Here is a 25,563-nt window from a genome sequence, read left to right as displayed (position 1 = left end):
AAACTGTGTCAAGCCCCGGCTTGACACAGTTTATCCGTAAGTCTTTAATTGCTGTCAGACGTGCGTCAGCAAAAAGCCGACTTGTTATTTTTTCAAGATCAATAATAATTCATCCAATTTTTCCAGGGTCGCCATCATTCCTTGTTCCATGCCCATCTGGATAACCTGCTCCAAATCTGAAAGTGATTTGTAGGTAACGATAGTTTCTACCAAAGCGTTTTCTTCTTTATCGGTAAAAGTTACCAGCCATTCTGCACGGGGCAGGTCTTTATTTATTTCAGCTTCCGCATTACTGAAAGCATCTAAAGATGTATAGTAGTCAATCGGCTTTATTTTTACATATTCTGTATAACCCCAGTATTCTGTACCGTTTGGTTCTACCATTGCATAGTGCCAATGTCCTCCTTCACGAAAATCCATTGATTTTGTTTTGGTGGTTAATGGTTTGGGGGCAAACCAACGGTCAAGCAATTCACTCTTGGTATAACAGTCCCAAATCAATTGGCGGTCGGCTAAAAACTCGCGCCTGATTGTCAGTGTATTTTTTATCTTGTCTGCAATAAAGTCGAAGTACAAATTGTGTTTCATTATTTTTTATTTTTAATAGTTGATAAAAGTTCATCAAGTTGTTGAAAGCGGGTTTCCCAAATCTGCCGGAATTGTTCCAGCCATTTGTCCACCTCTTTCATTTTGTCAATCTCCAATTGATAATAAATTTCCCGGCCCTGGTGCGCTTGTTTCACCAGTTCGCATTCAGTTAAAACCCTTAGATGTTTTGAAATTGCCTGCCGTGAGGTATCAAAATGCTCGGCGATACCATTAGGTGTCATTGCTTGTATGGCAATTAAAGCAATGATCGCTCTCCGTGTCGGGTCGGCTATGGCTTGAAAAATATCTCGTCTCATTAAAGTGTTTTTTATACCGGCTTGCATTATGACAATCAAGCCCTGTAACTAAATCTATTTCCTGATCATGGGCAGGTACTTTTCCCGGTTGTCAATAATTACCCAAACAATAATGGCGATCAAAGCAAATACAATAGGCAAACCAGACGGAGCCATACTGATGTTGGCCAGTAGAATACCCGTTAAAACAGGCACAATAACAACAGCACCTAACGCCCTCGTTCTGGGGACTATCAACAACAAACCACCAAGGATTTCCACCGCACCAACCAGGGGCATAAGCCAGCCAATTTCCATAAATGCCTTTCCGGTCTTTACCATTTTCTCCGGCATTTCCTTTGGCATGGGCATATAGTGAAAAAATTTATCCAGGCCCGCATTAATAAACATCAAACTGGTCAATAGACATAAAACAAAGAGAATTTTACTTTTCATAATTATTTATTTAAATAAGAAACCAACTGGTTGCAAATATATGCGCAACTGACTGGTTTCGCAAATTTTATTAAAAAAAGTTTCCTCCCCTCTTTATTCTGACTAATTACAGGAGAACAGATTTCTTTATATGTGGTAAGGCTCTTTAAAAACTATTCCAATTTAGTCACAACAGCAGGAAAAGCTGAATAATTGCCATGGCCTTGTTTTCATAAACTGACGTTTGGTAAACGGTGTGAAATGTATTAATTGTTATTTTTGTAACAGATAAAAGCTTAACAATGTCCATAACTACCGAAGACGAAAGAATTGGAATGCAGCAGGCAAGTAATGCTGTTGCCATCACGCTTAAAAAGATGCGTGAGTTTGCCAAACCAGGCATTTCAACAAAGGAACTTGACGAGTATGGCGGCGAATTGCTGGCACAGATGGGTGCCCGTTCTGCACCTATGCTAACCTACAGTTTTCCCGGGCATACCTGTATCAGTATTAATGAGGAAGCTGCGCATGGCATACCGTCAGTGGATAAAATCCTAAAAGAAGGCGATCTGGTAAATATTGATGTGTCGGCAGAATTAAATGGCTATTGGGCCGACAATGGCGGCTCGTTTGTATTGGGCGAAGATATTCACGGCCATGGCAGACTGGTAGAAGCCTCAAAAAACATATTGAGGAAGGCGATCAGCAACATTAAAGGTGGTGTCAGAATATCAGAGATAGGCAGGTTGATCGAGACTGAAGCCAAAAAAGCCGGCTACACGGTTATAAAAAACCTGACCGGACACGGTGTTGGCCGCAGTTTGCACGAAGAACCCCACGAGATAGCTAACTACGGTGACAGATATAACACTACGCGTTTCAAAAAGAATTCGGTGGTAGCGATAGAGACATTCATTTCAACACGGTCAACAATTGCAGATACACAAGCTGATGGCTGGACGCTGCGCGGTAATAAAGGTGGTTTTGTTGCGCAGCATGAGCATACTATTATGGTAACTGGCGGTGTGCCGGTGATATTTACAGCGCAGAACGGCATTTGGGATTAATTATCGCCCAACGGTAATGTAAACCACTTTCACAAGGAGGACAGCCAAGCCCTTGACGCTAATAACGATGGGGCTAACCTATACCGATAGTGTCACGGAACGCATTCTAAAACATAGGTTTATCAAAGGATAATACCATTTTATCTCATAAAAATTTCCTTTTACGGTATTCATGGATTAGTTTTTTAAATTATATTTACCCTTGTATAACAAATGCAACAAGCGTAATACAAACGGCCTTATCACTTATATCACATGTCACCATTAAAATGCGCCGGCGCAGATGCCGGTAACCATTCCCAAAAGGATCGGGTTCAAGCCCGTAAACAGTATACCATATCCTGCTCCGAAAACATTAACGACGAAAAGGAACAACCGGTTGAGGGCCCCGAAGCCACGCCTTCCGGATCGGTATGTGCTTTTTGCCAACAGGATTTTGGCGATGTAACACTCAATAAACTATCCGTTTATCCCATCTGTGATAATTGCAAAATCAATCTTGATAAAAGTATTTTTCCTTCTTGGGTAAAGCTGTTTTTTGCCGGAGTTTTAGTACTGGTTGTATTTTCCATTTTCTGGAACTGGCGGTTTTATTCAGCTTATCGCAATATTAAACACGCCAATGAGGCTTTCGGTCAAAAAAGTTTTTCCGGAGCGGCAAATTTTATGGGCGAGGCATCCGCGCAGGTACCAGAAATCAGCGACCTAGCCGAAATGACAGCCTACTTTAAGGCCGTTGATCTAATGTCGAAAGACAAGTCGACAGCAGCCTTGGCGCAATTCGAAAAATGTAAAGACCTTTCGCCTGATTTTCATGTGAAAGAATATATCCTGCAGGCTGAAATAGGATCGGACTTTGATAGTAAGAACTATAGCCAGTTTTTGGCCGCTTCTCAACGTTTTTTACTGTTAGATACTACGCAGGCGCAATCATGGGCCGGAGTGTCATCTGCTTATGCCTGTTTATATGCGCAAAACAATGTGGATTCGCTCAGGCAACTGTCACTTAAGTATATCAATAAAGCAAAAACACTTGGTGATACCAGCGCCGAAGCAAAGGAATATTACAGCCTGATCCAGTACCGGCTTGATTCGCGGCAGATCATCACCAGAGATCAGTTTCATAAAAAATTCCCAAATGGTTACACCTCATCTAATCAGTAAAATATGTTTATTCCCGGCATCCTGATCTCGATCTTCACCTTTCCAGGTGTTATTGTACATGAATTTGCACATTTATTTTTCTGCAAGCTGCGTAAGGTAGCGGTTTTTAAGGTATGTTATTTTCAATTTGCTAACCCGGTGGGTTATGTGATACATGAAAACACCACCAACTTTTACACCACCTTTTTAATAAGTATGGGCCCGTTTTTTGTAAATACTTTACTGTGCCTGCTCATTTGCCTACCGGCTTATATACCGATCAACTTTTTTAATATAAGCCATCCCCTATCCTATTTTTTGATGTGGCTGGGTGTATCCATCGGCATGCACGCTATTCCATCTAACCAGGATGCCAGAAATTTATATAAACAAGCCAAAGAGAAAATTAAAGAGAAAAACATCCTTGCCCTTATCTCCTTTCCTATTATCGGACTTATATACGTATTTAACATATTGCGCTTTTTTTGGGCCGACCTGGCTTACGGGGTAGCTATAGGTGTAGGTTTGCCGGCCTTGCTTTTTAAATAAAACAAGCAAGAAATCGTATACTCATCAATATAATGATACCGCAGACACTCGGTTGAAGCAGGGCGGCTGTTTACTGGATCAATCTCCATTGATATGATATAAAGCCCCAGAATCCCATACTGGAAAAATATGTATCCGATATTCAGCGATATGTATAACTCACCGATACCTGCCACCGGTAATTTTGTGGCATAAAATAATGCATATGAAATCTAAAGTAATCTTAATAACAGGCGCATCCCGGGGATTGGGTAAAATATGGACGGAAGCATTTTTAAAACGTGGTGATAAGGTAATCGCCACCGCACGAAACCTTAACTCGTTAAAAGACCTTGTAAGCATTTATGGGGAAGCGGTGTTGCCCGTCAAATTGAATGTAAACGACCGGGAACAATGCTTTGCAGCCGTTAAACAAGCTCATGAACATTTTGGAGGTATAGATGTGCTGATCAACAACGCAGGTTATGGTTTGTTTGGTGCCATTGAAGAGGCGACTGAACAGGAAGCCAGGGATCAGTTCGAAACCAATGTATTCGGCTTGCTATGGATGACGCAGGCGATTATCCCAATTATGCGGGAGCAAGGTTATGGGCATATCGTACAAGTTTCAAGTTTGGCAGGTCACACTGCTGCACCTATTATAAGTATTTACATCGCCTCTAAATGGGCAGTTGAAGGATTAAGCGAGAGTCTTGCTGCAGAGGTAAAAGGATTCGGTATCAAGGTAAGCCTTGTTGAACCCAATGCCTTTGGCACAGACTGGAGTGGCGATTCGGCCGTTAAAACTCAATCTCTTGCCATATATAACGGCCTTAAGGAAACATTCAATGGCTATTTTACCCCGGAAATGGTTGGCTACCCCGAAGCAACAGTACCGGCTATTTTAAAATTGGTGGATAGCGATCAGCCGCCATTGCGTTTATTTTTAGGAAAAGTCGCCTTACCCAGAGTACAACAGGTTTATGCAGACCGGCTGGCAGTTTGGGAATCATGGAAAGAAGTTTCCGCAGCAGCACATGGTCATTAATCAGTTAAATTAAAAAACGATACAGTATCCTATCAGCCGGATGCTGTATCTTTATTCAAATGAAGCATTTTAAAAGCTTAAGCGAACTGCATAAAGCCAGAGGGTGGCCGATGTCGGAAAGCCCCTTACTTAGCCTGATTACATGTGTAGATACATGCCCAACTACCTGCGGTATCCCTAACAATGAATATACAACCGACTTTTATACCATCGCGTTTAAGAAAGTCATATCCGGCAGTCTTTATTACGGCCGTACCAAATACGATCACAATGGAGGTTCCATGATCTATATTAAACCAAGTCAGATTGTTGAACTTAAAAACATTAAACTGGAAGGTAGTGGGTTTACGATTATGTTTCACCGTGATTTCCTGAATGGGGAATCGTTGCATCAGACCATCAAAAAATATAGTTTTTTTGATTACGAAACCAATGAGGCCCTTCACATTTCACCCCGCGAGGAAGAAATTATGTGGGAACTATTCCGGAAGATCGAGACAGAATATAATAACAATCAGGATGAGTACAGTAAGGAGATTATTTTGGGACATATTGAAGCTATCCTCAAATATTCTCAGCGGTTTTATAAACGTCAGTTCCTGAACAGGAACGAACTGACAGGTAAGGTAATTTCCCAATTTAACAAAGCCATCCGGCAGTATTTTGAGGGTGGTGCATTGCAGACGGATGGTTTGCCGACCGTTACGGCCATTGCAGCACAACTCAAAATGTCGCCCCATTATCTTAGTGATCTGTTAAGGCAGGAAACAGGAAGGTCAGCAATCGACCATATCCACAGCTACCTGATCACAGAAGCAAAAAACCTATTGATTGGTGCCGACCTTACGGTGGCGCAGATCGCGTATCAGCTTGGATTTGAAAATCCTCCTTATTTTTCCAGGCTTTTCAGAAAAGAAACAGGTCTCAGCCCTGTGGCTTATCGTAACCAGCATTAATAAAAAGTGCGGTACGGTAATAACACCAACTACGGTTAAGATATCAAGATATAAGCCACAGGAGATGCTGATAAGTGTCCATATATAAAAAATAAAAACGAAAACTCTCCGGTTTGTATTTCTTTTTATGCTATTTTTACCCCAGTTAACACCTTAACAGGGCTCCTATCGGGGCTATTTTGATACCCAACTCTGTATCAGTAATTTAATAACAATTTATTAATAAAAGCTTAAAGCAAACGGTACTTTGTGTTTAATTATGTTGATTATACTTGCAATAAACAACTATCAAAAAAAGTCATGACCAATTCAATTTTGGAGATCACCGAGAACGAATACCTGATCAAACTGAACAGAAGTAACTTCAACTTATCGTTCATCAGGAGTTTATTAAAGATGGTCGAAGTGGCCAATCCCAGTGAAGAAAGCGATTATTCATATAGCGACCGTGTAGTATCGCCCTACCAGAACCACTCGGCTACAGCTGAGTATTTTAGCGCTATTGACGAGAAATAAAAAAGGGATGCTTTCGCGTCCCTTTTTTATTTTATTCATTTTTATTTTCTTTCCCGATCAGAATTGGCGATATCCGCCCCTTACTACCTGTTGCTTATCCATCTGAGCCATTTGTCCCTTCATCATCTTGATCTGCTCGGCCAATAATTTATTCTTATCATCTTTTGCAGCTTCTGAAAGGTACATCTGCGCCTCGCGTTTATTACGTTTGGCCATAGAGATACCTGCCAGGCTCAATTTAGCCAAAGCCGTATTGTGCGACATTTTCATGCCCAGCTGAAGCGCTTTTTTAAAGTATTTTTCCGACTTCATCGGCGCCTTGCGCGATTCAACCAAACCTATGAGTAAGTTATAATAACCATGCTGATTTTTATGCAGCTGTTTTTCGTAATCAGTGATCTTCATTAACCAAGCTTCGGCTTTTTCTGAATTTTCTTTACGCAGGTAAAATTGCGATATGAGCATGTTCTCGTTAAAGAAGAAGCTCAACAGCACAATACCGCCTAAAAACAAAACTAAAATTCCCCAGCCCCAAAATCCAAAGGCACAAAGCGCAACCGCCGCACCGAACAATACACAGGCTATAATTAGCCTAACAATATTTGACATAATTTATGATACTATATATTGAGTACAAATATCCGTTAATTTGTACGCTTAATCAACATTATATCAATATTTATGGCAAATGCATTAGACCCCTCCTGGATGGAAGTTTTGAAGGCCGAATTTGGGAAAGACTACATGATAAAACTAAAGGATTTTTTACAGAAAGAAAAGGCGGCAGGCCAGTTAGTTTACCCCAAAAACAGTGAAATTTTTAACGCGTTTAACACCACTCCTTTTGACGATGTAAAAGTGGTAATATTGGGCCAGGACCCTTACCATGGCGCGTACCAGGCTCACGGACTCTCCTTCTCGGTACAAAAAGGCATTGCCACTCCCCGTTCGCTCATCAATATTTATAAAGAACTGCAAACAGATATTCCCGGTTTTAAAATACCCGCCCACGGCAATCTCGAAGAATGGGCCAAACAGGGTGTTTTATTATTAAATGCTACTTTAACGGTGAGAGCCAGTAGCCCCGGTTCGCATCAAAAACAGGGTTGGGAAGAGTTTACCGACGAGGTGATCAAAACCATATCCGACAAAAAAGAAGGCATTGTATTTATACTCTGGGGAGCATTTGCGCAATCAAAAGCGGCATTAATAGACGAGAAAAAACATTTTATCCTGAAATCGCCCCACCCCTCACCTTTCTCTGCCGACCGTGGTTTTTTCGGCAGCAAACCATTTTCAAAAACCAACGCCATTTTAGAAAAAGAAGGAAAGAAACAGATAGACTGGCAGATACGCTAAGGAAAGAGCCAAGAAGTTAGAGTCAAGAATCAAGAGCTAAAAAACAAAAGTCAAGAACCTTGACACTTTTATCTTGATTCTTGACTCTAACTTCTTGCTTCTCTTCTAACTAATATTCCAACGGAACAATCGGTTCCTTTTTGCTGGTTGACATGATCATCATGGTTTGGAAAGTTTTAACTACCGTGATGCGGCTTATCTTTTCCATGATCAGTTGTTCATATGATTTAATATCGCGCACATAAACTTTTAGTAAAAAATCGCACTGGCCGGTTACGTGGTGACACTCGGTTACCTCTTTAATGTGTTTGATCTCATCCAGAAATGTTTGAATGGTATTTTTCTGATGAAAATCAAGCGATATCTGTATAAAGGTTTTGATACCCAGGCCCAGTTTTTCTTCATCAACCAGGGCATGATAGCTCTTGATGTACTCGGCATTTTCCAGCTTACGTACGCGTTCTAAGGTTGGTGCCGGTGAAAGCCCTATCTCGTTTGAAAGTTGAAGGTTGGTTATTCTTCCGTTTTCCTGTAATATCTTAAGTATTTGAAGATCGATTTTATCTAATTCCGCAGCCATTAGGTTACAATAATGTACGCAAATATACAGTTTTCCTCTGTTCACAAAATTATATTTCTCTTAAAAGTAATTCAACAAAAATATATTTCCCACGATTTTCATAATTTAGATAAGTCTAAATTTTTTATTAGATTTGTATAAATGAATACGTTAGCCGAGGAAAACTATTTAAAATCAATCTATCACCTGTCTATTGATGCCGAAAATGTGAGCACTAATCAAATTGCCGCGTCATTAAACACCAAGGCTTCGTCGGTAACTGATATGCTGAAAAAGCTGTCTGATAAGGCCCTGATCAACTATACCCGGTATCAGGGCGTAAGCCTCACCCCATCGGGCGAAAAGATAGCCGTAAATATTATCCGCAAACACCGGCTCTGGGAGTATTTTTTAGTGGAGAAGCTCAAGTTTAAATGGGACCAGGTACATGATATGGCCGAAGAGATGGAGCATATATCATCGGCCGAACTGATTGACCGGCTTGATGAGTTTATGGACTATCCCCAGCATGACCCGCATGGCGAACCTATCCCCGACTGTAATGGCCAGTTTAACGCCTCAGAACTAAAGCCCATATCCGCACTAAGCGTAAACGATAGCGGAACCATATCCGGCGTGCGCGATCATAGTTCATCTTTTTTACAATATCTCGAAAGACAGCAGCTTACGCTCGGAAAAAAAATATCCATCGTGGAAATTGTTGAGTTTGACCATTCCATGATCTTACAAATTGAAAATAAAAAAGAAATACACATCAGCCGCGAAGCGGCCAATAACTTACTGATAGCTTTATGACCGATAACCACAATCAATCATTAGGAGACGTACACAGTTCGGTTACCACCGAAAACAAAACAGGATGGCGCAAAATAATGGCCTTCCTGGGGCCTGCCTATCTGGTTAGTGTGGGTTATATGGACCCGGGCAACTGGGCAACCGACATTGCCGGCGGCAGCGCGTTTGGCTATAAACTGATATGGGTATTGTTCGCCTCGAACCTGATAGCGCTCCTTTTACAATCGCTCAGCGCGCGTCTGGGCATCGTTCGCGGGCTCGATCTGGCACAGGCATCTAAAAACGCCTATCCCCGCTTTGTGAATTTTTGGTTGTACATACTGGCCCAAATAGCCATTATAGCCTGTGATCTGGCCGAGATCATCGGTATGGCCATCGGTTTAAAACTACTGTTTAACCTTCCCCTGATATGGGGTGTATCGCTTACCATTACCGATACCATTCTCATGCTTTATCTTATGAACAAGGGTATGCGTAAGCTGGAAGGCTTTATCATATCGATGATATTTATTGTAGGGTTATCTTTTTTAATAGAAATGTTTATTGTGAACCCCAGCGTAGTGGAAATTGCCAAAGGCTTTGCCCCGGGTAATTTAAGCGGCGAATCGTTATACATTGCTATTGGTATTATTGGCGCTACAGTGATGCCGCATAACCTGTACCTGCACTCCTCGCTGGTGCAAACCCGGCAGATCACCCGTACAGACGCGGGCATTAAATCGGCTATTAAATTTAATTTGTTTGATACCGTTATCGCGCTTAACCTGGCCTTTTTGGTGAACGCGGCTATCTTGATACTGGCAGCCACCGCGTTTTACAAGAACGGTTATTTTAAGGTTGCCGAGATACAAGACGCCTATAAATTACTGGAACATATTTTCGGCAGGGTTGCCCCTGTGCTTTTTGCCATTGCCTTGATCGCTTCGGGACAAAGTTCAACTATTACGGGCACCCTCGCCGGGCAAATTATTATGGAAGGCCACATTAATCTGCGTATTGAACCCTGGTTACGCCGCTTGCTCACCCGCGTGCTGGCTATTGTACCGGCCGTATTCACCATTATTTATTTTGGCGAGGCGGGCTTGGGCAGCCTGATCATATTAAGCCAGGTGGTACTGAGTCTGCAATTAGGTTTTGCGGTTATCCCGCTTATCCACTTTACATCCGACAAGAAACGGATGGGTAAATTTGCCATCAGCCTTAAAGTAAAAGTATTGGCCTGGATCTGTGCCGTCATTATTGTTGCTTTAAACGCCAAACTGGTATACGAACAATTATTTGACTGGATAAAAGAATACCCATCCTCAGCTATCTGGATCTATGCCCTGGTTTTTCCCATCGTAATTGGCGTAGTGGCACTGCTGATATATGTATTCTTCAGGCCGATGCTATACAAGCACAAAGATCAACCAGTTTACGCGCCCCATGGCATTGCCAGCGCCATTACCGAGCTTGATGCCATTATCTACAAACACATAGCCATTACCATCGATTTTTCAAAAAATGATAACGACTGCTTACGGCATGCCATTATGCAGGGTGGTAAACGGGCCAATTATACCCTCATCCACGTAGTGGAAACTGCCGGTGCACGCTACTATGGCAAACAGGTTATGGATAGTGAAACCCAAAGTGATGCAGACAATCTCAATCAGTACGTTACCGCGTTGGAAAACCTGGGATTCAAAGCACAGGCGCAAATTGGCTATGGTAATCCGGCAAGTGCCATCGCTAAGATCGTGAATGAAGAAGGCGTTGATTTTATAGTGATGGGCTCACATGGTCACAAAGCGCTCAAGGACCTTATTTTTGGCACAACTGTAAACTCCGTAAGGCATATGGTTAATGTGCCTGTATTGGTGGTAAAGCCGAGTAGGTAATAGTCCCAAACATACTCATTTGGTTATTTAGGTACATTGGCGGATATTTGCGGTCCTCTTAAAATCAAGAGGTTAAAATTTTACGTAAATTTGTACCTCACCGAAAGGAAAACATGACTACTCAGGATAAAATATATATAAAAAACAAGAAGGCTTATTTTGAATACCACATACTGGATAAATATGTAGCCGGTATTCAATTATTAGGCACCGAAATAAAGTCGATACGGGAGGGCAAGGCCAACATCAATGATGCTTTTTGCACCTTTATCAATAACCAATTGTTTGTACGCAACCTGCATATATCAGAATATTCATACGGATCGTTTTACAATCACGAGGCCAAACGCGACCGTGTGTTGTTACTCACCAAAAAAGAGCTCAAAAAACTCCTGACCCGCGGCGAAGAAAAAGGCTTGACCATTGTGCCACTGGCCTTGTTCATTAGCGAGCGAGGTTTTGCCAAACTGGAGATCGGTTTGGCACAGGGTAAAAAGACATTTGACAAACGCGAAACCCTAAAAGAGCGCGACACCAAAGTTGAAATGGACCGGGCGATGAAAAGGTAACTCTTCGGGAATGTGTAGATGTGCGAGTTTCAGATGTGCAGATGATTTTTTTAATTGAAATGAATGAAGCCCGGCTTAGTAAAAGCCGGGCTTCATATTTTATATCAAAATCATCTTTGCACGTTAATACGTGATTTCATCTGCACATCTGAAACTCGCACATCTGCACATCTTCCTACCAAGCCTTATCTCCTACCAATGGTACAAACCTGAAAGTGTCCAGCACAATCTTTTCGTAATCATGCTCGGCAACTTTGAGTACGGTTACCATTTTTTGGGTTTCTTCGTCGCCTACCGGGATTACAAGTATGCCACCTATTTTTAGTTGTTTCAGCAGTACATCAGGTACAGTAGGCGCACCGGCGGTTACAATGATTTTATCGTAGGGCGCGTGTTCGGCTTTGCCAATGGAACCATCCCCACAAAAGAAGTGGGGTTTGTACCCCATTTTTTCGGGCAGGATAAACCGGGTACGTTCATACAGTTTTTCCTGGCGTTCAATGGTATAAACTTTTGCGCCGAGCTCCATTAATATACAGGTTTGATAACCCGAGCCTGTGCCGATCTCCAGTACTTTATCTCCTTTGCGGATGTGCAGCAATTCTGTTTGGTAGGCAACTGTATAGGGTTGCGATATGGTTTGCCCCTCGCCTATTGGAAAAGCAATATCGCTGTAGGCCTGGTTCCAGAAAGTTTCATCAAAAAAGTAGTGACGCGGTACTTTGCTTATGGCCAGCAACACCTCTTCATCCTGGATACCTTTTTTTCTCAGGATGTCAACTAATCGTTTCCGGGCGCCTTTTTCGCGGTAATTATCAATATACTTATAAGCCATTTATACGGCAAAGTTAGCAGGAATTTCAGCATTTAAGGGATGTGGATAACGTATGGATGGATAATTCATTATGCCTTAACCAATAAAAAGTTTAAACGATTAACATCGTATAAAAAAACGCGTCATTGCGAGCGATAGCGTGGCCAACCGACCGAAGGGAGCTCATTAATACTTTTAAAGAAAATTAATAATAATTAATAATCCCTAACTGTACAGAGCGGCTCTGCTAATCGGGGATTGCCACGTCGTTCCTCCTCGCAATGACGTGTTGTAGAGTATCCTCCTTAGTACGGATCAACATCGGGCTGAATAATGCTACCCTTGCTTAGCTTGGTAGTTTGAAACTGGGTGATCACATCCCGTAATATGGCCTTGGCTTTAACAATGGAAATACCATCCCGCTCAAATTTGAGCATGATTGATTTGATATAATAATTACGAATACGGCTGATCAATGGTGACTCGGGACCTATTACCCGCTCGCCAAAATGCCTGCGAAGCTCATTACCCAGATAATTGGCCTGATTGTACAATACGTCGGGATCTTTGTGTTTAATATCCAGATTGATGATGCGATAAAACGGTGGATATTTAAAGCTTTTACGCTCCTCCATTTCTGTAAAATACAGATCGTTGTAATCATTGGCGATCACCTGCTTGATAACCCGGTGATTGGGATCGTAAGTTTGTATCACCACTTTACCCTGCTTGCCTCTCCGCCCGGCCCGACCACTTACTTGGGCCAGCATCTGGAAACTGCGCTCGTTTGCCCGGTAATCCGGAAATTTAAGCATGCTATCGGCATTAATGATCCCTATGAGGGTTACATCGGCAAAATCAAGCCCTTTGGCTACCATTTGGGTACCTACCAGTATATCTATCTTTTTTTCTTCCAGGTTGTTCAATATGGTTTGCAGCGAGTTGCGGGCACGGGTGGTATCCAAATCCATCCTGGCAATCCGCGCCTCGGGCAGCAACAGACTTAGTTCATCTTCTATCTTCTCGGTACCAAAACCTTTGTATTCCAGATGCGTTGAGCCACAAGCCGGACAAACAGATGGCGAATCCTCTTTATAACCGCAGTAATGGCAATGCAATTTGCCACTGCTTTTATGATAGGTAAGGCTCACATCGCAATTAATACATTTTGGCGTATAAGCACATATTTTACACATGAGCACCGGCGCATAACCACGCCGGTTCTGAAACAGGATCACCTGCTCCTTATTGATCAAGGCCTGGTTGATCCCTTCCATCAACACACTGGTAAAATGTGATTGGATGGTTTTTTGCTTGGTTTCATGGCTGATACTCACCACCTGCACATCGGGCAGTTGTACACCACCATAACGTTCGGTGAGCTCGGCAAAACCATACTTATGGGTACGGGCATTAAAATAACTTTCGAATGATGGCGTAGCAGAGCCCAACAGCACCTTTCCCTTATGCGTATTAGCCAGAAAAATGGCTGCATCACGGGCGTTATATCGCGGAGCCGGATCAAACTGTTTGTAGGAGGTTTCGTGCTCTTCGTCAACCACAATAAGGCCGAGATCATTAAAAGGCAAAAATACCGACGACCGAGCTCCCAGGATCACTTTATAATCATTATTGAGCACCTTTTGCCAAACTTCTACCCTTTCATTATCGTTAAAGCGAGAATGGTAAACACCAATGTCGGCGCCAAAATACAGGCGCAGCCGTTCAATAATATGGGTGGTGAGCGCAATTTCGGGCAACAGATAAAGTACCTGCCGCTCGTTACGCATCATTTCTTCTATCAGCCTGATGTATACCTGTGTTTTGCCCGATGAAGTAACCCCGTGCAACAGTACTACATCTTTCTCCTTGAATTGCGTACGCACACTTTGCAGCACTTCGGTTTGCTGTTCACTTAATTCAAAGTTACTGTTCAGCTCTTCCTCTTCTTCAAAATGCAGACGACTTACATTTTTTTCCTCGGCTATCAGGATCTCTTTTTCTATGAGGGATTTAATGCTCGATTCACCTGCACCGCTTTCTTCAATCAACTCATTCTTGGTGATGGCTTTTTGATGCCTTGCCAATTTAATATAGGCTAGCAGTGCGTCGGCTTGTTTGGGGGCGCGTTTCTCCAGTATCGGAAAAAGCTCACGCAAATTATCGGGGTGATTATAAACCGGGTTCAGCGTAATAAAAGTTCGCTTACGGGGTTTGTAACGTTCGCTTACTTCTTCGGATATATGAATGATGTTTTTCTCGAACATCAGTTTCAGGATAGGCATTACCGTTTTTTGACCCAATAATTTGGCAATATCACTTACGGTAAGCTCCGGTTGAATATCCAGGGCCTCTACGATCAGAAACTCTTTATCGTGCAGGGTTGATCGGTCAATATCATACTCTTTATTGAGTACAATACGGGTTTCGCTGGCCAGTTTTAGCGCAGCAGGTAGCGCGGCATTCATTACCTCGCCAATATTGCACATATAATAGTCGGCCAGCCACTGCCAAAAATGAAGTTGATGAGGGGTTACTACCGGTTGATCGTCCAGGATCTCAATAATATATTTCGCCTCGTATTTTTCAGGTGCAAGCGTGCTTATCTCTTTAACAATGGCCGTATAGAGCTTGCTTTTACCAAACTGCACTACTACCCTTTTACCTATGGCTATGGCATCATTTTGCTCATACGGAACCCGGTAGGTATAGTTTTTTGAAATTGCCAGTGGTAAAATCACTTCGGCAAAAAGCGTTTTACGATCGGTATGGTCAATTTCAGCAAATTCTAACATGGAAGGGGGAAATTCTAAAAACTAAATACTAAACTCTAAATCCGAAATCGAACATCCGACGTCCGAAATCAAAAATCACTTATTGCGAAAAGCAGCAATGGCCAGCATCAGCCAGCCTAAAATAAACAGCAAGCCGCCCAGCGGTGTAATCGGCCCAAGCGCTATCAGCCAATTCCAACCCAACAGACTACGGCACGACAGCAAGTACAATGAACCCGAAAAAAACAGGATCCCAAAGCTAAAAAAGTAATAGGCCCAGGTTATCTGGCTATTTTTAAACCGAGCAAAGGTCGACAGGAAAAGCAGTGCGAATACATGGTAAAAATTGTATTGTACGGCGGTGTGCCATACCTCCAAATCGGCGGCAGATAAGCGGCCTTTTAAGCCATGTGCCCCAAAAGCCCCGGTAATAACGGCCAGCATGCCAAAAACCGAAGCCGTGATAATTATTTGTTTGTTCATGCAGATATAAAAAGCTAAGTTAACCAATTGAAAGTATTACTTTAATGGCGCAGGGTAAAATTCTATCTTTGTAAAGCAATCCGCTATGAAACGTCTGATAGTTATCACCTTAATTTTACTTGCCGCTACAATAGCCATAACGGTTGTTTACTTTAAAAACTTAAGTCCGCCTGGGGTACGTACCGGCCAGGTGATGCATACCATCCCCGACAATGCTACCGCGGTATTTGAATTCAACAGCGAAAAAGGATTTTACGACATTTTTAAGGGCAACCAATTACTCAGTGCGGTTATTGGTAAAGACAAGCTGGCCGATCTGGATACACTGCGTAAGCTATTAATCACATCGGCACAGCTGGAGCGTTTTTTTGACGGGCAAAATGTATTTATCTCGGTACACCCCTCAAACGGTAACGACGTTAACCTGCTCATCACCATACCTACCACCAACGATTTTAAAACAGATGCCTTTACTGCTTTAAATACCCAACCCAATAGCGGCTTATCGGTAGCCACGGTACACAATACTGTTGGAATAACCTACGATGTACTAGTTAAGGCCATTAATAAACACTTTTACATTACCCAAAAAGAGAATAATATTTTTGCCGGCAGCTTTTCAAAAGAATTGATAGATCAAAGCATCTTATATAAGGACGATAAGAATGTTTTTATTCCGCTGCCCGAACAGCAAAACGCCAATTCCCTGGCTAACCTTTATATTAATTATAGCCAGCTCACCCCTCTTTTTGACCAGATATTTAAAAACAAGGACACCGATATTTTTAAGAGCTTTAAGCTATTGCCCGCTTTAGCGGCCCTTACTTTAAACTTTAAGAACGATGCTTTGATGTTTAGCGGCTTTACCACCCTACAACACAACCATACAGCCAGTTATTTAAATTTATTTGCCGATCAGCAGCCTGTAGTGAATCACCTAAAGGAGATTTTCCCATCCACAACGGCTTACACTATCAACTTCGCGGTATCTGATCCTTCAAAATTTTCTGCGGGGCTTGCACAGTGGCATATTAAAGCGGGAATCAGCAAGGAGAAAGATCAGCTTTTCAGTAAGATAAAGGCAGAAACCGGCGTACTTCTAAAGCCGGAGTTTGAGCACTTACTGGGTAACGAATTTGCCGTGATTACTACACGTTACCAGGAAAAATACGCTATTGTTTCTGTTAAGGATGGTTCAAAATTAAGACCCATCATGATGAATATCAGCACCATGACCAATGATAATATAGGGCAGTTTAATTACGATAAAGTACCATTTTATCTGTTAGGTGATGCTTTCAGCATTTTCAGAAAGCCGTACTTCATGATCATCGATAATTACCTTGTGCTGGCTGCAACCCCCTCCGAGTTGACAAGTTATTCAGATACCTACTATAACCGTAAGTTTATCAATAAAACCGATCAATACAACCAGTTTGACAACCTGGTGGCCGAAAGAAGCAACGTGGCTTTTTTTATCAACTTTAAAAACTCGCAATCCATATTTAAAAGAGATCTGAAAGATGCTTTTTATGATGCTTTTGAAAGTTCCGCCCCCAGTTGGAAAAGCTTTTACGCGGCTGCCTATCAGTTTAGCGCCTCTGATAAAAACTTCTACACCAACCTATGTATGCGCCTGAATAATACAGACAGCACCGCTACTCCAATTAAATAAAAAAACATACAACCATACGCTAACAATTCCCGTTAAAAGGGGCTATTGTGTCTGCAATATTTCCCTATAGTTTATGGAAATATTTCTTACTGGTTCAAAATAAACCATTACTAAACAGAAAGTTGGCAAATTGTTGTATGAATAGAAATAAGCTATTAATTGTTTTTGGTATATTATTTTTCTCTTTATCCGCTTCTGCACAGCAATTTTCGCAATACAATACAGGCACTCTATATGATTCTTTCGAAAATCCTTCGCAACGATCATTCATCCCCGACTCCAGCAGGCAGTATGCCTTTAACTTTTTTATCCCAAGTTTCAATGTGAATACCTATTTAACTGGTAATGCACAACGTACTATTAAAACCAAGATATTTGGCAGCGATTCAAAATACGATACCGATAATTTACAAATAGGACAGGGAAAATACAACCATTTTAACGCCAACGTAAATGCCTACGCTATTATGTTCAAACTGTTTACAAGTTTTAATGGCGATGTGGAGATAGGCTTTTCGGCGCAGACCAAAGCTGAGGCCCGGGGACTTTTCTCAGACGAATCATTGGCCATGTTAAACGGTACACGGAATTTCCCAAACGATAATTATACCAACATATTTAATGACAATTACCGGTATCAGGCATATCACCAGATAGGCTTTTCGTACCGCGAACGTATCAATAAAAAGATAGCACTGGGTTTTAAAATAAGCGCGTTGCTGGGTATAGAATATCAGCAGTTTAACATCACCCAATCGCAAATTGCTTTTGACCGGACAGATCCGAATAACCCAAGTGCGGTACTGGCCTTAGCCGGTCGTTATTATGCCAATTACATACCAGGCCAACGTGATTCCCGTGATTTTCTACCCAATTTGCGCAACCCTGGTGCCGCTGTAAGTTTCGGGGTTTCATACATTACCGACGACCGCATAACCATACAAGGTAATATTAAAGATCTCGGTTTTATTCACTGGAGTAACCGGTCAACTACTTATGATTTCAATAACAGTGGCGTGATCAAAAACTTAGGATCTGAGCACTTTGCAGATACACTTTACAACCGGGTGCATAAAATAATGCAGGACGATAATAATAAAACGGTTAAACCACTCACCACTGCCATAAATGGCCTTGCGGAACTGAGTGCGACCAAAAGTTACTGGATAGGTTATGGTAATACATGGAAATATTCTCCCACCCTTATAGCCTCAAAAGCGCTGTTTTACCCGGATTTTAAAGGAGCCCTGGTTAACCATTTTAATTACCGTGGCATTTTTACTGCTACCCTTACTACAAGCTATGACGACATGCATTTTTTTAATATTGGTACGCAGCTCATGGTCAAATCGCCAAATACAGAATTTTACATAGGTACCGAAAGGCTTACCAATACAGGCAGATTAGCCTTGGCCGCGGTAAATAATAACTCTCAGATAAATCGTGTAGGCAATTATTCGGGAGGGGATTTTTATTTAGGATTCACCCTGAAGTTTGGGCACGTGATTGAACATCCTATGAATGCCAGTGTTATCCCGATGGGTGAAAAAGGCTTTTTTGGTCGCCTGTTTGGTCGTTTATTTAAAACCAGCACCAATAAAGGCATCTAGATATTAGCATCAGGAACCAAGACAATCGCTTTGTTTTATTTATAAAGCTTTCTTTCCAGCTATAAAATCTTTGAGATAATAAGGTTCAAAATAAGCCACATCTTCAAATTCTTTTTTATCAAACTTTTCTGCAGCCTTTTGGGTAAGGAAAGTTGCCGAATTAACAAAGCCTGTTAAAAACTGAGCATGAGGACTAGCGCCTAATGTGGTTTCACATTTATCGGCACCATCGCCAAAAAATATGATCCGGTGATTATTGAGCTCTTCAGCAAAACCGTACTCATCTATAATGTCCGCAGAGGTAGCTCTAACTTTCTGACCTGTAGCATCAAACAAGGCACAATAAACCTCCATACGTCGGGCGTCTATCATGGGGCATAAAAGCGTATCCTGCTCAATGGTAAAATCATCGCTATGAATAACACCATAAGCCATAGCTTCCAGTGTTTCAATGGCGATGAGTGGTTTATCCAGGGCAAAACATAGCCCTTTAGCTGTTGAAACCCCGATACGCAGACCGGTATAGGAGCCCGGGCCACTACTCACAGCAATAGCATCAAGATTATTATAAGTTAAATTTGCTGAGGTCACCAGTTCATCAATAAACAAAGTGATCACCTCTGCATGTATGTTACGTTCGTTTATCTGCTTAAACGCTACAACTTTACTATCAATAGCCAGGGCTATTGAACAGGAAGTGGTGGCGGTTTCAATTTGTAAAATAACACTCATCTTTTTAAGACTCAGAACTTAAATTCAAGGTACCGGATCATGGCCGTGGCCGCCCCAAGGATGGCAGCTGGCAATGCGTTTCAAAGTTAACCATCCGCCCTTAAAGGCCCCGTGTTTTTTGATAGCCTCCACACCATACTGTGAACAGGTTGGTGTATACCGGCATGAAGCGCCTGTGAGCGGAGAAATAAAATATTGATATATCTTAATCAGCAGTATAAAAATGCTGCCGACAATTGTCTTCAATATATTGATCACCGCGTTCATATCATTTCACCGGAACGTTACTTGCAGCCGTTAACTGCTCACCAAGCTGACCCAACATCTTCAGCATCTTTTTTTCGATAACACTGTAAGGGACAATTTCTTTTCCGATATACCCTATCGACAGCACAATTGTTTTATCGGCTGCCGTGAGTAAATTATACAGGCATTGCTGCTTGTGCAACCTGTACGACTCGCGCATGCATCTTTTTATTAAATTACGGTCAACAGCGTGCTTATAACGCTTTTTGGAAACCGAAAATAAAACCTGGGCCGGGAATATCTGTGGTTCGGAATGAAATAACCACGAAGCTTTGAAGGGATAACACAAAAAAGAAGAACCGTTATGAAAAAGCTTATCAATAAGCCTTTTATTACATAATCGTTCTTCTTTTTTAAAAGTATACATAGTTGCCATTATTTGAACCGGAGACATTAAGCATATAAACGGTCCATGTCCCTATGAAAGGACCAAGCAACCAGGATTATGCTTTATGACGACCCTCGTCAGAAACTGATAATCTTTTTCTGCCTTTAGCTCTTCTGGCTGCTAATATTCTTCTACCGTTAGCAGTTGACATGCGCTCACGGAAACCGTGTTTGTTTCTTCTTTTTCTTTGAGAAGGCTGGAAAGTTCTTTTCATGGCTATATTTTTATTCTATTCGATCTTTTTAAAAACAAGAGCGCAAATGTAGTAATTTTTCAAAACATTTCAAATACTATTTTTCTTATTTGTTGCTCTATGTTTCTTACTGTAAATTAAGCACTTTAAAACCGCAATATGAAATCATTACTTATCCTGCTCCTAATAGGTTTACCATCAGTTGTTTTGGGGCAGGATATATCGCCTTCTCATTACAAAATATACAGCACTACCGAACAAAAATTGGTAACAATTACCGATATTATTCAGCAAACCAGTAAAATTGATGTGCTATTTTTCGGCGAGGAACATAACGATTCAACCGCTCATTCCCTCGAGTATGTCCTATTTAAGGGCCTGACAGAAAAATATCCAAACCAGTCGGCCCTTTCCATGGAGATGTTTCAAACCGACTGTCAGTTGGTGTTAAACGAATATCTTAACGATCTTATCCGCGAAAAAAACCTATTAACTGATGCCCGTGCCTGGCCAAATTATAAAGACTATCGGCCACTGGTTGAACTAGCCAAATTGAACCGCTTACCTGTTATTGCTGCCAATGCCCCCTCACGTTATACCAATATGGTTACGCGCAATGGTCTGGGCAGTTTACAACAACTGAGTATCCAAGCCAAAAGTTATCTGGCTCCCCTCCCTATTGATACCGCTATCGGGGCTTATTATGATAAGTTTGTTAAGATCATGGGCGGGCATGAAGCGATGGCTGGCATGCAAATCTATCAGTCACAAAACCTGTGGGATGCTACGATGGCCTGGTCGATAGCGCAGTTTCTTAAAACCCATACCGGATTTAAAATATTACAGCTTAATGGCGGTTTTCACAGCGAAGAAAAGCTGGGAGCAGTGGCTCAACTCAAAAAATACGCGCCAAAAGCAAGAGTATTAACCATAGCCTCTTATGCGGATGAAAGTTTTGACAACCCCGATTGGACAAAATTCAAAACCCTGGCAGATTATATTATTCTAACAGATCCAAAATTGACGAGCAAGGAATAAAGATTAAAGACGAAAGGATCAAAGACTAAGGATATCCCCGTCAATGATCCTTTATCTTTGATCCAAAAATCTTTGTTCAAATTTATTATGCTTTTTTAGCTAACAGATCGCGTATCTCGGTAAGTAAAGTTTCTTCTTTTGTTGGTGCAGGATCTGCAACCGGAGCAGCTTCTTCTGGTTTTTTGAGCGAGTTGATAGCTTTTACTACCATAAAAATACAAAAAGCAACAATCAGGAACTCGATCACCGTGTTGATGAAACTACCATAATTGATAGATACATCGGCTATTTTTTTAGCCGGGTCACCCGCCTTAAGAAGTATCTTTAAGTTTTTAAAATCAATACCACCGGTTAAATAGCCAATTGGCGGCATAATTACATCATTTACCAATGAGGTAACTATTTTACCAAAAGCTGCACCGATGATAACGCCCACTGCAAGGTCAACAACGTTGCCGCGCATGGCGAACTCCTTAAACTCTTTGATTATTGCCATAATGATAGATTTTAGTTAATAATTTAGTTCTGGTAACGGAATAAATTGGTTTTAGTTTTAACTAAAGTAGCGAATAAATTTTAATGGTATTCAAACAAATTATATTTTTTAATATTTAATACCAGCGTCCATAGGCTATAAGATATTTTAAAGTTAATGGTAATTGATGTATTTTTGGGCTCATCTTAATTATGCTTAAACAGAATCTTCAACAAAAACTCTTACAAAAGCTTTCGCCGCAGCAAATACAATTTATAAAATTGCTGCAGGTTCCTACAGTATCATTGGATACCAGAATAAAAGAAGAACTGGAAGAGAACCCTGCGCTTGAAGATCTGAGCTTAACCAATTTAAACGAACCCGAAGAACAATACCCTGACCGCGATCCAGACGAAGACACTTATAATGGCGACGAGGAAAAGGGTGAAATGGATGAGTTTAATATTGATGATTACCTGCAGGACGATAACGTGAACGACTACGGATCACGTTATGACCAAAATGGCGATGATGAAGACGAACGTAAAGAGATCCCGATAGCTGTACAAAATTCATTTTTTGAAAGTCTACAATTACAGCTTGACCTTTTACCCTTGAGCGATAAAGATTTTAAGATCGGTCAGCAAATCATCGGTAGTTTGGATGATGATGGTTATTTGCGCCGCCCTATCATGTCGCTTACCGACGACCTTGCATTTTCACAAAATGTAATGGCCGAAGATGAAGAAGTAGAAGATATGCTGAGGGTAATACAAGGATTTGACCCGGCTGGAGTTGGGGCACGAAGCCTACAGGAATGCCTGCTGATACAACTGCGTAAAAAAGACCCCAACGATCCGATCATTGGAAAAGCTGTTGTTGTTGTTGAACAATACCTTGACGAATTTACCCGTAAACACTACGATAAGCTCGAAAAATCATTGAACATGAACTCCGACGAGTTACGCGGTGTGGTGAATGAAATACTAAAACTTAATCCCAAACCGGGCGATTCCAACGAAATCAACACCAAGCAAATGCAGGTGATACCCGATTTTCATATCACCAACAATGATGGCGTGCTGATATTAACGCTCAACTCTAAAAATGCGCCGGAACTAAGGGTAAGTCGCTCCTACCAGGAAATGTTTCAGCATTATGATAAAGCAGCACAAAAAGATAAAAAACTCAAAGAAGCGGTACAGTTTGTAAAGCAAAAACTCGATTCGGCCAAATGGTTCATTGATGCCATCAAACAGCGTCAGCAAACTTTGCTGAAGACCATGAATGCCATCATGCAGTACCAATATGAGTTCTTTTTAACCGGCGACGACAAGAATCTTAAACCCATGATCCTGAAGGATATTGCCGACAGGATAAACATGGATATTTCAACAGTGTCGCGTGTAGCTAACTCCAAATACGTACAAACAGAATTTGGCACCTTCCTGCTCAAATCATTCTTCTCAGAAGCTATCCAGACCGAAAGCGGTGAAGAAGTATCTAACAAGGAAGTAAAGAAGATCCTGGAAGAGCATATAGGCAAGGAAGACAAACGCCATCCTTTAGCCGATGAAAAACTAACTGATATCCTAAAAGATGCCGGTTACAATATTGCCCGCCGAACCGTTGCCAAATACCGTGAACAAATGAACATCCCGGTTGCCAGGCTAAGAAGGGAACTTTAGCCTCCGGCTAAAACGTATGTTGAGCACTACTTACCTTATAATGGTTATTAAGTAATATTCCGATGACAATTTCATGTGTACCATTGCTTACAGTATTCAACGCGGATGTAGTGACGTCATAAGAGTAGCCAATATTGACAAATGAGCTCAAATTAAGTCCAACCAACCCTGCGTAGGAGTCATTATGACGGTATGAGCCACCTATCCAAAGTTTATCGGCAAAGGATAATTTCATGTTGATATCATAGGTTGTGGGTAAAGGTTGGATATACTTCAGCATAATCGACGGTATAAGCGTAACATCCTCAGATAAAAAAACTTTAAACCCTCCTGTTAAAAAATAATGTGGTACAGTTTTATTCTGATACAGGTTTGCCTTACTGGTTATATACACATTCTGAGGTAATATCTGCTGGGCCGAAACACCTATAAAATAATCAGAAGCATAAGCCCAAACCCCTATCCCAAGATCTGATTTCCATTGGTTATTATTCAGGCTGTTAAATATAGGATCTGAAGGGTCAGCAGTTGTGACCGCTGATAAGTTTAGTACATTATGGCTGAAACCAGCCGATACCCCAACCGCCAGATTTAGGCGACTGCTTAGCCCCAGATGATAGGCATAAGTTGCATCAATATTTGTTTGTGTAAAAGGCCCGGCCTTGTCTGATACCACAGTTAACCCAACGCCGTGATGCGGCTCCGCAGCCTGATATTGTTGCGTATATAACCTGCTGGCCGGATTAAGCCCCCCACTGGCCGGAAAAGCGGTAGCATCGCCCTGTATAAAGTTTTTGCCAATGGGCATATTTACCGACAGATAGGCTGTTACCGGCGCACCCTCCAGGCCTGTCCACTGGCTGCGATAGCCTGTTTTTACATCGGTATAGTTCTCAATACCTGATAAGGCAGGGTTTAAGAGATAACTATTAAAAATATACTGTGTGTACTGAGGCCGTTGTTGCGCTATAACACACTGAATAAAAAGAACAAAATTAAAGGCTATGAATAAGATCCTTTTCATTGGTTAACGTTTACAACCCGCCTAATTCAACCTTATTTCAAGGCAAAATAGCCCCAAATACGGGCAATAAACTAATATAATCTTTATAAGTAATATTGCCCAGAAGGCCAGACAGGGGTACGCATTACCTGAAAGCTTTAGCCAGTGTTTCCAGCTCCATGTTAGCTATCTGTAATTTATAGGTGAGCTCTTTATTTTCTTTTCGAAGGATATAAATTTCAATGGCATTTTGAATGTGGATCCGGAGTTCATCATTTTGCCATGGCTTTACCAGGTATTTATAAACCTGTCCCCGGTTAATAGCATCAATAACTGCGTTTATATCTGAAAACCCGGTTAGTAATATTCTGATCGTGTCGGGATTCGTTTGCAAAACAGATTCCAAAAATTCAATCCCGGTAGTAACGGGCATACGCTGGTCTGTAATGATCACCCCAATCTCATTCCCATTCAGTATCCTGCGCCCTTCAACAGCAGAGCTGGCCGTATATATGTTAAAGTCACGTCTGAAGGCTGCTTTAAAACTATTCAGGTTATTTATTTCATCATCAACATACAACACTCCTACGGCCATAGCAAAACACTTTAGTGAACGGATAATAT

At 41.5% G+C, this 25,563-nt stretch carries 29 protein-coding genes; 14 read left to right on the top strand and 15 right to left on the bottom strand.

Features of this window, described 5'->3' with window-relative positions:
- Positions 1 to 84 precede the first annotated feature (84 nt).
- Genes AC57BQ_RS04475 through AC57BQ_RS04465 form a run of 3 tightly spaced genes read right to left on the bottom strand, consistent with a single transcriptional unit; the run spans position 85 to position 1,340 of the window.
- Positions 85 to 588, bottom strand: coding sequence for an SRPBCC family protein (locus AC57BQ_RS04475; RefSeq protein WP_496405119.1), 504 nt, complete (start codon positions 586 to 588; stop codon positions 85 to 87).
- Positions 588 to 905, bottom strand: coding sequence for an ArsR/SmtB family transcription factor (locus tag AC57BQ_RS04470; RefSeq protein WP_496409457.1), 318 nt, complete (start codon positions 903 to 905; stop codon positions 588 to 590). The genes AC57BQ_RS04475 and AC57BQ_RS04470 overlap by 1 nt, the downstream gene beginning before the upstream one ends.
- Before the next feature lie 54 nt (positions 906 to 959).
- A complete protein-coding gene (locus AC57BQ_RS04465) occupies positions 960 to 1,340 on the bottom strand; it encodes a MauE/DoxX family redox-associated membrane protein (protein ID WP_496405118.1) in 381 nt (126 codons plus the stop codon).
- Between the two features lie 281 nt (positions 1,341 to 1,621).
- Between AC57BQ_RS04465 and map the strand changes: the two genes are divergently transcribed.
- The 6 genes from map to AC57BQ_RS04435 all read left to right on the top strand — a co-directional run bounded on the left by map (position 1,622) and on the right by AC57BQ_RS04435 (position 6,577).
- The gene (gene map, locus AC57BQ_RS04460; RefSeq protein WP_496405117.1) at positions 1,622 to 2,386 is read left to right on the top strand and encodes a type I methionyl aminopeptidase; all 765 of its coding nucleotides are present in this window, start codon (positions 1,622 to 1,624) and stop codon (positions 2,384 to 2,386) included.
- A gap of 255 nt (positions 2,387 to 2,641) precedes the next feature.
- Entirely contained in the window at positions 2,642 to 3,550 is a 909-nt protein-coding gene (locus AC57BQ_RS04455; RefSeq protein WP_496405116.1) for a hypothetical protein, read from the top strand.
- 3 nt (positions 3,551 to 3,553) lie between these two features.
- On the top strand, positions 3,554 to 4,078 hold the full coding sequence (locus AC57BQ_RS04450; protein WP_496405115.1) for a hypothetical protein: 525 nt from the start codon (positions 3,554 to 3,556) through the stop codon (positions 4,076 to 4,078).
- Positions 4,079 to 4,283: 205 nt separating this feature from the next.
- Entirely contained in the window at positions 4,284 to 5,105 is an 822-nt protein-coding gene (locus tag AC57BQ_RS04445) for an SDR family NAD(P)-dependent oxidoreductase (RefSeq protein WP_496405114.1), read from the top strand.
- Between the two features lie 59 nt (positions 5,106 to 5,164).
- Positions 5,165 to 6,061: a helix-turn-helix domain-containing protein gene (locus tag AC57BQ_RS04440; protein WP_496405113.1), complete on the top strand. Its 897-nt coding sequence runs from the start codon at positions 5,165 to 5,167 to the stop codon at positions 6,059 to 6,061.
- A gap of 300 nt (positions 6,062 to 6,361) precedes the next feature.
- On the top strand, positions 6,362 to 6,577 hold the full coding sequence (locus AC57BQ_RS04435) for a hypothetical protein (RefSeq protein ID WP_496405112.1): 216 nt from the start codon (positions 6,362 to 6,364) through the stop codon (positions 6,575 to 6,577).
- A 57-nt stretch (positions 6,578 to 6,634) separates the two neighbouring features.
- Here the strand turns inward: AC57BQ_RS04435 and AC57BQ_RS04430 are convergent, their stop codons facing one another.
- Positions 6,635 to 7,186 carry a DUF2892 domain-containing protein gene (locus AC57BQ_RS04430; protein WP_496405111.1) on the bottom strand — a complete coding sequence of 184 codons (552 nt, stop codon included), beginning with the start codon at positions 7,184 to 7,186 and terminating at the stop codon, positions 6,635 to 6,637.
- A 72-nt stretch (positions 7,187 to 7,258) separates the two neighbouring features.
- Here AC57BQ_RS04430 and ung point away from each other — a divergent pair, with 72 nt between their 5' ends.
- Positions 7,259 to 7,936 (top strand): uracil-DNA glycosylase, encoded by a 678-nt coding sequence (gene ung / locus AC57BQ_RS04425; protein WP_496405110.1) that lies wholly within the window; start codon positions 7,259 to 7,261, stop codon positions 7,934 to 7,936.
- Positions 7,937 to 8,045: 109 nt separating this feature from the next.
- Here ung and AC57BQ_RS04420 read toward each other — a convergent pair whose 3' ends face one another.
- The gene (locus AC57BQ_RS04420) at positions 8,046 to 8,516 is read right to left on the bottom strand and encodes an Lrp/AsnC family transcriptional regulator (protein ID WP_090465496.1); all 471 of its coding nucleotides are present in this window, start codon (positions 8,514 to 8,516) and stop codon (positions 8,046 to 8,048) included.
- Positions 8,517 to 8,657: 141 nt separating this feature from the next.
- Between AC57BQ_RS04420 and AC57BQ_RS04415 the strand changes: the two genes are divergently transcribed.
- The 3 genes from AC57BQ_RS04415 (at position 8,658) to smpB (ending at position 11,760) form a co-directional block, all read left to right on the top strand.
- Positions 8,658 to 9,311, top strand: a complete 654-nt coding sequence (locus tag AC57BQ_RS04415) for a metal-dependent transcriptional regulator (RefSeq protein WP_496405109.1) — start codon at positions 8,658 to 8,660, stop codon at positions 9,309 to 9,311.
- Complete coding sequence (locus tag AC57BQ_RS04410; RefSeq protein ID WP_496405108.1) at positions 9,308 to 11,191, top strand: Nramp family divalent metal transporter; 1,884 nt, start codon at positions 9,308 to 9,310, stop codon at positions 11,189 to 11,191. The genes AC57BQ_RS04415 and AC57BQ_RS04410 overlap by 4 nt, the downstream gene beginning before the upstream one ends.
- Before the next feature lie 113 nt (positions 11,192 to 11,304).
- Complete coding sequence (gene smpB, locus AC57BQ_RS04405) at positions 11,305 to 11,760, top strand: SsrA-binding protein SmpB (protein WP_090465488.1); 456 nt, start codon at positions 11,305 to 11,307, stop codon at positions 11,758 to 11,760.
- A gap of 175 nt (positions 11,761 to 11,935) precedes the next feature.
- Here smpB and AC57BQ_RS04400 read toward each other — a convergent pair whose 3' ends face one another.
- The 3 genes from AC57BQ_RS04400 to AC57BQ_RS04390 all read right to left on the bottom strand — a co-directional run bounded on the left by AC57BQ_RS04400 (position 11,936) and on the right by AC57BQ_RS04390 (position 15,831).
- Positions 11,936 to 12,595, bottom strand: a complete 660-nt coding sequence (locus AC57BQ_RS04400) for a protein-L-isoaspartate(D-aspartate) O-methyltransferase (RefSeq protein ID WP_496405107.1) — start codon at positions 12,593 to 12,595, stop codon at positions 11,936 to 11,938.
- Positions 12,596 to 12,879: 284 nt separating this feature from the next.
- Positions 12,880 to 15,369, bottom strand: a complete 2,490-nt coding sequence (gene priA, locus AC57BQ_RS04395; protein ID WP_496405106.1) for a replication restart helicase PriA — start codon at positions 15,367 to 15,369, stop codon at positions 12,880 to 12,882.
- A 75-nt stretch (positions 15,370 to 15,444) separates the two neighbouring features.
- Positions 15,445 to 15,831, bottom strand: a complete 387-nt coding sequence (locus tag AC57BQ_RS04390; RefSeq protein WP_496405105.1) for a DUF423 domain-containing protein — start codon at positions 15,829 to 15,831, stop codon at positions 15,445 to 15,447.
- Between the two features lie 85 nt (positions 15,832 to 15,916).
- Between AC57BQ_RS04390 and AC57BQ_RS04385 the strand changes: the two genes are divergently transcribed.
- Both AC57BQ_RS04385 and AC57BQ_RS04380 read left to right on the top strand, forming a co-directional pair.
- On the top strand, positions 15,917 to 17,506 hold the full coding sequence (locus tag AC57BQ_RS04385) for a hypothetical protein (RefSeq protein ID WP_496405104.1): 1,590 nt from the start codon (positions 15,917 to 15,919) through the stop codon (positions 17,504 to 17,506).
- A 137-nt stretch (positions 17,507 to 17,643) separates the two neighbouring features.
- Positions 17,644 to 19,116, top strand: coding sequence for a DUF5723 family protein (locus tag AC57BQ_RS04380; RefSeq protein WP_496405103.1), 1,473 nt, complete (start codon positions 17,644 to 17,646; stop codon positions 19,114 to 19,116).
- A 39-nt stretch (positions 19,117 to 19,155) separates the two neighbouring features.
- On the opposite strand, the gene tsaB is transcribed toward AC57BQ_RS04380, so the two are convergent.
- The 4 genes from tsaB to rpmH form a co-directional block, all read right to left on the bottom strand.
- Positions 19,156 to 19,848 carry a tRNA (adenosine(37)-N6)-threonylcarbamoyltransferase complex dimerization subunit type 1 TsaB gene (gene tsaB, locus AC57BQ_RS04375; protein ID WP_496405102.1) on the bottom strand — a complete coding sequence of 231 codons (693 nt, stop codon included), beginning with the start codon at positions 19,846 to 19,848 and terminating at the stop codon, positions 19,156 to 19,158.
- A gap of 24 nt (positions 19,849 to 19,872) precedes the next feature.
- Entirely contained in the window at positions 19,873 to 20,115 is a 243-nt protein-coding gene (gene yidD / locus AC57BQ_RS04370) for a membrane protein insertion efficiency factor YidD (protein WP_090465468.1), read from the bottom strand.
- 1 nt (position 20,116) lies between these two features.
- A complete protein-coding gene (gene rnpA / locus AC57BQ_RS04365) occupies positions 20,117 to 20,521 on the bottom strand; it encodes a ribonuclease P protein component (protein ID WP_496405101.1) in 405 nt (134 codons plus the stop codon).
- 76 nt (positions 20,522 to 20,597) lie between these two features.
- The gene (gene rpmH / locus AC57BQ_RS04360) at positions 20,598 to 20,756 is read right to left on the bottom strand and encodes a 50S ribosomal protein L34 (protein ID WP_076375290.1); all 159 of its coding nucleotides are present in this window, start codon (positions 20,754 to 20,756) and stop codon (positions 20,598 to 20,600) included.
- A 138-nt stretch (positions 20,757 to 20,894) separates the two neighbouring features.
- Here rpmH and AC57BQ_RS04355 point away from each other — a divergent pair, with 138 nt between their 5' ends.
- Positions 20,895 to 21,773, top strand: a complete 879-nt coding sequence (locus tag AC57BQ_RS04355; protein WP_496405100.1) for a ChaN family lipoprotein — start codon at positions 20,895 to 20,897, stop codon at positions 21,771 to 21,773.
- An 85-nt stretch (positions 21,774 to 21,858) separates the two neighbouring features.
- On the opposite strand, the gene mscL is transcribed toward AC57BQ_RS04355, so the two are convergent.
- A complete protein-coding gene (mscL, locus tag AC57BQ_RS04350) occupies positions 21,859 to 22,269 on the bottom strand; it encodes a large-conductance mechanosensitive channel protein MscL (RefSeq protein ID WP_090465460.1) in 411 nt (136 codons plus the stop codon).
- A 191-nt stretch (positions 22,270 to 22,460) separates the two neighbouring features.
- Between mscL and rpoN the strand changes: the two genes are divergently transcribed.
- Entirely contained in the window at positions 22,461 to 23,936 is a 1,476-nt protein-coding gene (gene rpoN / locus AC57BQ_RS04345) for an RNA polymerase factor sigma-54 (protein ID WP_090465457.1), read from the top strand.
- 7 nt (positions 23,937 to 23,943) lie between these two features.
- On the opposite strand, the gene AC57BQ_RS04340 is transcribed toward rpoN, so the two are convergent.
- Both AC57BQ_RS04340 and AC57BQ_RS04335 read right to left on the bottom strand, forming a co-directional pair.
- Complete coding sequence (locus AC57BQ_RS04340) at positions 23,944 to 24,960, bottom strand: PorP/SprF family type IX secretion system membrane protein (protein ID WP_496405099.1); 1,017 nt, start codon at positions 24,958 to 24,960, stop codon at positions 23,944 to 23,946.
- Between the two features lie 124 nt (positions 24,961 to 25,084).
- Positions 25,085 to 25,534: a response regulator gene (locus AC57BQ_RS04335; RefSeq protein WP_090465451.1), complete on the bottom strand. Its 450-nt coding sequence runs from the start codon at positions 25,532 to 25,534 to the stop codon at positions 25,085 to 25,087.
- Positions 25,535 to 25,563: the final 29 nt, after the last annotated feature.

It is taken from the genome of Mucilaginibacter sp. BGA-UO-ETr-C110, assembly GCF_059567985.1.
This window is presented reverse-complemented; position numbering and strand designations above follow the sequence as displayed.

Bases quoted from the DNA above. Each gene is read 5' to 3' on its own strand.
- smpB (WP_090465488.1), top strand. From the start codon at position 11,305: ATGACTACTCAGGATAAAATATATATAAAAAACAAGAAGGCTTATTTT.
- rpoN (WP_090465457.1), top strand. From the start codon at position 22,461: ATGCTTAAACAGAATCTTCAACAAAAACTCTTACAAAAGCTTTCGCCG.
- AC57BQ_RS04355 (WP_496405100.1), top strand. From the start codon at position 20,895: ATGAAATCATTACTTATCCTGCTCCTAATAGGTTTACCATCAGTTGTT.
- AC57BQ_RS04445 (WP_496405114.1), top strand. From the start codon at position 4,284: ATGAAATCTAAAGTAATCTTAATAACAGGCGCATCCCGGGGATTGGGT.
- AC57BQ_RS04420 (WP_090465496.1), bottom strand. From the start codon at position 8,516: ATGGCTGCGGAATTAGATAAAATCGATCTTCAAATACTTAAGATATTA.
- AC57BQ_RS04455 (WP_496405116.1), top strand. From the start codon at position 2,642: ATGTCACCATTAAAATGCGCCGGCGCAGATGCCGGTAACCATTCCCAA.
- AC57BQ_RS04415 (WP_496405109.1), top strand. From the start codon at position 8,658: ATGAATACGTTAGCCGAGGAAAACTATTTAAAATCAATCTATCACCTG.
- AC57BQ_RS04450 (WP_496405115.1), top strand. From the start codon at position 3,554: ATGTTTATTCCCGGCATCCTGATCTCGATCTTCACCTTTCCAGGTGTT.
- yidD (WP_090465468.1), bottom strand. From the start codon at position 20,115: ATGAACGCGGTGATCAATATATTGAAGACAATTGTCGGCAGCATTTTT.
- priA (WP_496405106.1), bottom strand. From the start codon at position 15,369: ATGTTAGAATTTGCTGAAATTGACCATACCGATCGTAAAACGCTTTTT.
- rnpA (WP_496405101.1), bottom strand. From the start codon at position 20,521: ATGTATACTTTTAAAAAAGAAGAACGATTATGTAATAAAAGGCTTATT.
- AC57BQ_RS04465 (WP_496405118.1), bottom strand. From the start codon at position 1,340: ATGAAAAGTAAAATTCTCTTTGTTTTATGTCTATTGACCAGTTTGATG.
- ung (WP_496405110.1), top strand. From the start codon at position 7,259: ATGGCAAATGCATTAGACCCCTCCTGGATGGAAGTTTTGAAGGCCGAA.
- AC57BQ_RS04440 (WP_496405113.1), top strand. From the start codon at position 5,165: ATGAAGCATTTTAAAAGCTTAAGCGAACTGCATAAAGCCAGAGGGTGG.
- AC57BQ_RS04380 (WP_496405103.1), top strand. From the start codon at position 17,644: ATGAATAGAAATAAGCTATTAATTGTTTTTGGTATATTATTTTTCTCT.
- AC57BQ_RS04335 (WP_090465451.1), bottom strand. From the start codon at position 25,534: ATGGCCGTAGGAGTGTTGTATGTTGATGATGAAATAAATAACCTGAAT.
- AC57BQ_RS04400 (WP_496405107.1), bottom strand. From the start codon at position 12,595: ATGGCTTATAAGTATATTGATAATTACCGCGAAAAAGGCGCCCGGAAA.
- AC57BQ_RS04390 (WP_496405105.1), bottom strand. From the start codon at position 15,831: ATGAACAAACAAATAATTATCACGGCTTCGGTTTTTGGCATGCTGGCC.
- AC57BQ_RS04430 (WP_496405111.1), bottom strand. From the start codon at position 7,186: ATGTCAAATATTGTTAGGCTAATTATAGCCTGTGTATTGTTCGGTGCG.
- mscL (WP_090465460.1), bottom strand. From the start codon at position 22,269: ATGGCAATAATCAAAGAGTTTAAGGAGTTCGCCATGCGCGGCAACGTT.
- AC57BQ_RS04470 (WP_496409457.1), bottom strand. From the start codon at position 905: ATGAGACGAGATATTTTTCAAGCCATAGCCGACCCGACACGGAGAGCG.
- AC57BQ_RS04475 (WP_496405119.1), bottom strand. From the start codon at position 588: ATGAAACACAATTTGTACTTCGACTTTATTGCAGACAAGATAAAAAAT.
- AC57BQ_RS04340 (WP_496405099.1), bottom strand. From the start codon at position 24,960: ATGAAAAGGATCTTATTCATAGCCTTTAATTTTGTTCTTTTTATTCAG.
- map (WP_496405117.1), top strand. From the start codon at position 1,622: ATGTCCATAACTACCGAAGACGAAAGAATTGGAATGCAGCAGGCAAGT.
- tsaB (WP_496405102.1), bottom strand. From the start codon at position 19,848: ATGAGTGTTATTTTACAAATTGAAACCGCCACCACTTCCTGTTCAATA.
- AC57BQ_RS04385 (WP_496405104.1), top strand. From the start codon at position 15,917: ATGAAACGTCTGATAGTTATCACCTTAATTTTACTTGCCGCTACAATA.
- AC57BQ_RS04435 (WP_496405112.1), top strand. From the start codon at position 6,362: ATGACCAATTCAATTTTGGAGATCACCGAGAACGAATACCTGATCAAA.
- AC57BQ_RS04410 (WP_496405108.1), top strand. From the start codon at position 9,308: ATGACCGATAACCACAATCAATCATTAGGAGACGTACACAGTTCGGTT.
- rpmH (WP_076375290.1), bottom strand. From the start codon at position 20,756: ATGAAAAGAACTTTCCAGCCTTCTCAAAGAAAAAGAAGAAACAAACAC.